Annotated in this window: 3 protein-coding genes; 1 reads left to right on the top strand and 2 read right to left on the bottom strand. The window is 61.3% G+C overall.

What is annotated here, in order from left to right; all coding sequences use genetic code 11:
• Positions 1-1,080: 1,080 nt before the first annotated feature.
• Complete coding sequence (locus tag KBZ15_RS17275) at positions 1,081-1,704, top strand: bluetail domain-containing putative surface protein (RefSeq protein WP_255016463.1); 624 nt, start codon at positions 1,081-1,083, stop codon at positions 1,702-1,704.
• A 135-nt stretch (positions 1,705-1,839) separates the two neighbouring features.
• On the opposite strand, the gene KBZ15_RS17270 is transcribed toward KBZ15_RS17275, so the two are convergent.
• Positions 1,840-3,003 carry an HlyD family secretion protein gene (locus tag KBZ15_RS17270; RefSeq protein WP_255016462.1) on the bottom strand — a complete coding sequence of 388 codons (1,164 nt, stop codon included), beginning with the start codon at positions 3,001-3,003 and terminating at the stop codon, positions 1,840-1,842.
• On the bottom strand, positions 3,003-5,636 hold the full coding sequence (locus tag KBZ15_RS17265; RefSeq protein ID WP_255016464.1) for a peptidase domain-containing ABC transporter: 2,634 nt from the start codon (positions 5,634-5,636) through the stop codon (positions 3,003-3,005). The genes KBZ15_RS17270 and KBZ15_RS17265 overlap by 1 nt, the downstream gene beginning before the upstream one ends.
• Between the last annotated feature and the right edge of the window lie 8 nt (positions 5,637-5,644).

Below are 5,644 nucleotides of genomic sequence, written 5' to 3'. Positions count from 1 at the left end.
CCTCTACTGGAGCAATGCCGTCACCAGCCAGTTCGCACGCTGGGCTATCAACCCCACAGGAGCGCTGACAAGCAGCGCCATCCTGTCCACGCCTGAGCTCTACGCCGCTGAATCCGCTCTCAACGCCGATCTCAATCAAAATGGCTTCTTAGGCGGGTAAATCTGGGTGCGCTGAGTTGAAATTTGAGGCCCTCCTCAGGAGACATCGGGCCCCCTCCCATCCACAACCACCACAATCGCCCTCAGCCGTTCCCGCTGCGGGCGATGCCACGCACATCAGCCACCGATCGGATCGGGTCAGATAAGGGTGAAATGCGGCAGGGATGTCGAGATTGATCTCCTACCGTCGTGCGGATACGAGCTGGGAGTTCTAATGATTTTATCGGAGATGCGGGTTTGGAAGTCCTTAAGCACGCCCACCCACTCGAGCCTATCGATGCCCAGCTGCATAGAATAATACCGGGCAGGCTGGTCGGAGGCGACGGCGTTCCAGTGCTTCGGTAGGCCTCAGGATCCTGCCCTTAGGCCCCAGCAGGATCCAGGGCTTACGGATCAGCTCGGCCATCATGCGGCCTTAGCGACCGGTGGTCTTGATGGCGTTGGTCACCTCTAGCTGCTGCGGGCCACGCCAGTGACACCAATGCGGCCGCACCCAGTAGAAATCTTCTGGCAATGGCGGAAGTTTGCAGCTTTAAAGCGGCCCGCTGGGGTATTGCAGCTTCGGCGGCTATTGCGTCAAAAGCCGCTAATACCTACCGCGATTTCCACCGCGAGGGCGGAGAATTATGAGCTCGGGCAACGACATCCTGCAGTCGATGTCGCAAAGGTTGGCCATAGCCTTCAAATGGAGGTTCCTAAGATATGAGCAATCACCTTCCCCACTTCCTGATTGGCACTGGGGGATAAAGCCTTCCACTCAGGCACCACAGTTATCGTGAAGCTAAATTCATCTGCTTTAGTGAGCCACTTGAAGACATTATGGAGTAGCCGAGCTTTGTAATTATCTAGTTCCATCCTGGCGGCACCGCCACCCTCGGCACCGATTACACAGGTATTCCCGCCACACCTTCTACAAAGACGGTGGCCTTCGCGGAAGTTGCAGCCACAGCTATCGTCACGGTTGATCCCAGTGATGACAACACGGCCGAATCGGATGAAACTGTTTCCCTCACCCTTGCCACTGGAACCGGTTACACCATTGGCACCACCGCCGCTGTCACCGGCACCACATTCTCCGAATTCATTGATGGCAAAGGAGGCCGAGACACCCTTACCGGCGGATCCGGGACTAATACCTTTGGCTTTGGATATACTCAGTCATCCGTCACAACACCTGATCGTAACACCGATTGTCAGTTCGGCACTGACAAAATAGATCTTTTCTCCTCTACAGGTGGCGCATTACCTGCTCCTGTGGCCTTCACTCGAGCTACAAACAACAGTTCAGCCTCAACACTCTCCGCACTAGCAGCCGCTGCCTTCTCTGACGCCAACGGTGCTCTCACAGGCAATCAGGCCCTTTCCGCCAACTCCGCCGTTCTGGTCATAGCAACCAACGCCGCCATTGCTGGCGCCTACCTGCTTATCAATGACAGCACTGCATCACTCAATACAACCAACGACTTGATGATCAACATCACGGACTATTCGGGCGCTCTTCCTGGCCTTGGCGCAACTTCTCCGATTGGCTCTGTATTTTTGTGAGCGGCATACTTCCATTCGCCAACCGATCCACGAAGCAATTCAAATTGCTCTGACTGGCTAACCATTATTCAGTTCAACGGCGGGGCCAATCGAGCTGGTTTCACTTTTGATCCAAGCAGCATCCTGATTGGTTGATCAAAGCCGCTTGAGTGAATCGGTCTTGCTCTTGAATTCACCCAGCAGCAGCTGCAGATAGGTGACCTTGCGCAGCTTGATGTTGGCGCTCAGTGACATCCCCACCTGCAACGGCAGGCTGCGGCCGGATTTGAGCTTTAGCTGCTGGCTATCGAGGCTGATCGTGGCAGGGAAGCGGTAGGTCTGGTGGCGCTCATCGGGGGGCAGGGCGTCCGAGCCGATTCCCTTCACCGTGCCCAGCAGCACGCCGAAATCGGTGGCGGGAAAGGAGTCAATGCTGATCTCTGCCGGCCGGCCCACCTGCACAAAGCCGATATCGCTGCTCTCGATCTCCACCTTGGCCTGTAGGGCATCAAAGGGCACCACCTTCATTACCGGCTCGCTGCCCTGGGCGACAAAGCCCGGGCCGGTGGGTTTGAGATCAAAGACCACCCCATTAGCCGGGGAGCGCACATCCTGATAGCGAATGTTCACTCGTAGTTCGGTGAGCTTGCTGCCGAGGTCTGCCAGGTCGCCCCTGAGTTGCTCAACTGCCTGCTCCAGGATCGCAATCTGGCGCAGCCGGTCTACCTTCAGCTTGGAGAGCTCACCGGTCACTTCCTGCACCTTGTTGCGCTGCTGCAGGTACTGCAACTCAGCAGATGCACCGACGGCCTTAAGCCCCTCCAGTCGCTCCAGGATCTCTGTTTCGAGCACCAGGTTTTGGCGGGTCAGGGCCTGTTCGGTGTCGTTGAGGTTCAAGTAGCGCGCCATCTCCACTTCCTTGAGCCGCAGCTGGGAGCGCTTGGCTGCAATCGTGGCGCGCAGACTCTGCTGCCGATCAAGGGTGGCCTCGTTGTCGAGGCGTAGCAGCACCTGCCCCTTGCTTACCCGCTGGCCATCTTTCACCAGCATCGTCTCCAGCACCCCACCCACCGGCATCTGAATTGTCTTGACATCGCCGATCGGCTGAAGCTTGCCCGTAGCCATCACCACCTCATCGGTTTGGGCCAAGGCCAGCCAGGCCAAACCAGCCGCCGTGGTGCCCAGCAGGGCCCAGGTGATGGCGCGGGCCAAAAAGCGCGACTGCTGCAGCCCCATCTCCTCGTGGCTGGTCTGCACCCGCCGCTCAATGGCATTCTGGGCCCGGCGGATGGGGCCTCCGGAACGGTTCACGTTTGCCATTAGCTGTCCTCCTGCTGGCGATAGAGGGCGTAGTAGCGGCCACGCCGCTCCATCAGCTCGGCGTGGGTGCCCGTCTCCACAACCGCTCCTTCGTGCAGCATCACGATCAGCTGGGCGCGGCGGATGGTCGTGAGCCGGTGGGTGATGAAGAAGACCGTGCAGTGCTGGAGGTTGTCGAGCAAGTTGTCGCAGACCCGCCGCTCGGTGTCGTAGTCGAGGGCGCTGGTGGCCTCATCTAGCACCAGCAGCCGCGGCTGGCTGAGCAGGGTGCGGGCCAGGGCCAGCCGCTGCCGCTGACCGCCGGACAGCCCGGCACCACGCTCGCCCACATTGCTGCTGTAGCCGGCCGGCAACTCCATGATGAAGTCGTGGGCGCAGGCCAGTCGGGCCGCCTGCACGATCGAATCACTGCTGGCATCGGGATCGGTGAGGGCGATGTTTTCCGCCACCGTGCCGGCAAACAGCAGGGGCTCCTGCGGCACGATGCCGATCTGGCGTCGCAGCGAATAGAGCTCGACCTTATCGATGTCGTAGTGGTCGATCAGGACGCGGCCACTGTTGGGTGAGTAGAGCCGGGCCAGCATCTTGGTGAGGGTGCTCTTGCCGCTGCCGCTCTGCCCCACCACCCCCACAAAGGTGCCTGCGGGAATGGTGAGCCTGATGTGGTTAAGCACCTGGGCGCCGCCGGGGGTGAAGGAAAAGCAGAGGTCCTCAAAGCACACCTCACCGGCGATCGGCGGCAGGGGAATCTTCTGCTTGTCGGCCTCGTTTGATTCCTCCGGGGTATCAACCACATCAGCCAGCCGCTCAAACGACACCTTGAGCTCCTGGATGCTCTGCCAAATCGAGGAGAGCCGCAGCAACGGCTGGGTGACATAACCCGAGATGATCCGGAAGGCAATCAGCTGGCCCAGGGTCAGCTCCCCCGAGAGCACCAGGGAGGCCCCCACCCAGAGCACCAGCAGCTGGGAGAGCTTCTGCAGCACCTGGGAGGTTTCGGTAAGGGCCGTACCGGTGATGGTTTTTTCAAAGCTGCGGGAGATGTACTTGCCGTAGAGGTCTTGCCATTTCCAGCGGCTGATCATCTCTACGTTCTGGGCCTTCACCGTCTGGATGCCGGTAAGCACCTCCACCAGATGGCTCTGGGTGCGGGCGTTCTCCTGGGCCGCATCGCGGTATTGACGCCGAAAAAGCGGTGCCCCGAGCACGGTGAGCCCGATCTGGATCGGCAACACACACAGGGCGATCAGGGTGAGCAGCCAGCTGTAGATCAGCATCACGGCGATATAGATCACCGAGAAGGCCGTATCGAGCAGGGTGGTGAGGGCCTGGCCGGTGAGGAAATTGCGGATCTTCTCCAGCTCGGCGATGCGGCTGCCGAGTTCGCCCACGGGCCTGCGATCGAAATAGTTGAGCGGCAGTCGCAGCAGGTGGTCGATCACCTCGGCGCCCAGCCGCATGTCGATCCGGTTGGTGGTTTCACTGAACAGGAAGGTGCGCAGGGCGCCGATCAGCCCCTCCATCAGGGTCACCACCACCAGGGCAAAACCCAGCACCTGCAGGGTGTCGAGACTGCGCTGGTTGATCACCTTGTCGATGATCACCTGGATCAGCAGGGGGTTGGCCAGGCTGAACAGCTGCACCACAAAAGAAGCGATCAGCACCTGGGTCAAGATGCCGCGGTAGCGCTGCAGGGCCGGCCAGAACCAGGCAAAACCAAAACGCTGCTCGGGGGTGGCCGAGCTGCGCTCCAGCAGCAGCAGCTCAATCCCCTCAGGAAACGCCTCCTCCAACTGGTCGGGGCTGAGCTCCACCCAGCCATCCCGCGGTGAGGCCAGCACCAACCCCCGTGCATTGGCTGCCCGCACCACCGCAAAGCCCCCCTGCCAGGGCACCAGGGCAGGGGTTTGCAGCCGGGTGCCCTGGCTGGCCGGCACCCGCAGGCCGCTGACATGCAGCCCCATCATCGCGCCGATATTGCCGCAGAGCTGCAGGTCTGGCGTCTGGCCGCGCCGCAACACATCCCGCAGGATCTTCTCGATTGAGTCGCGGCGGAAGGGCAGCTTCAGCTCGGCTGCCAGCATCTGGAAGCAGGCCAGGGTCTCCTCCAAAGGGCCATTGCCCCGCAGCAGCTGCAGAACGGGCCGGTCGCGCTGGCCCAGCTCCAGTCCCGAAGCCAGGGGCGCGGTGCCGGCCACCGCCAGGGGGGCAGTATCCGGTGGGTCGTTGGATACAGCTCGACCATCCTGGTCGGCTGCAGGTCTGTCATCCAGCAGGCAATACCAATCCAGAGGCACCCCGATCAGGCGGGCTAGCAGGGGGGGGGTGGCCTTTGGAGGTCCGGAGGCAGGATCGAGCCGCGAGCCCAGCGGGTGGTCGGGCAGGTTGTGACTGGCGACCAGCAACACCAAATCGGACGGAAACTGGGCAAGCACCCGCGGCTCTGGTTCAATCAGCCGGGCGAGGGGTCGCAACCGTTCCATCTCCGTCAGCACACTCACGCCCTGCCGGGGGTGCTCCGCCAGCAGCTGCTCCACCAGGGCCAGCAGCTCGGCACTGAAGAGCTGCTGGCCGCACCACTGCGCGAAGGACGGCTCGCTGGCAAGCAGCTCCAGCACCAGGGCATCGGGGATGGCCCAGG

Source organism: Cyanobium sp. BA20m-p-22, from assembly GCF_024346275.1.
GTDB lineage: Bacteria > Cyanobacteriota > Cyanobacteriia > PCC-6307 > Cyanobiaceae > Cyanobium_A.
The sequence above is the reverse complement of the archived record's forward strand: the minus strand, read 5'-3'. Positions and strand labels throughout refer to the sequence as shown.

Coding starts and splice junctions, on each gene's coding strand:
- KBZ15_RS17270 (WP_255016462.1), bottom strand. CDS start 3,003: ATGGCAAACGTGAACCGTTCCGGAGGCCCCATCCGCCGGGCCCAGAAT.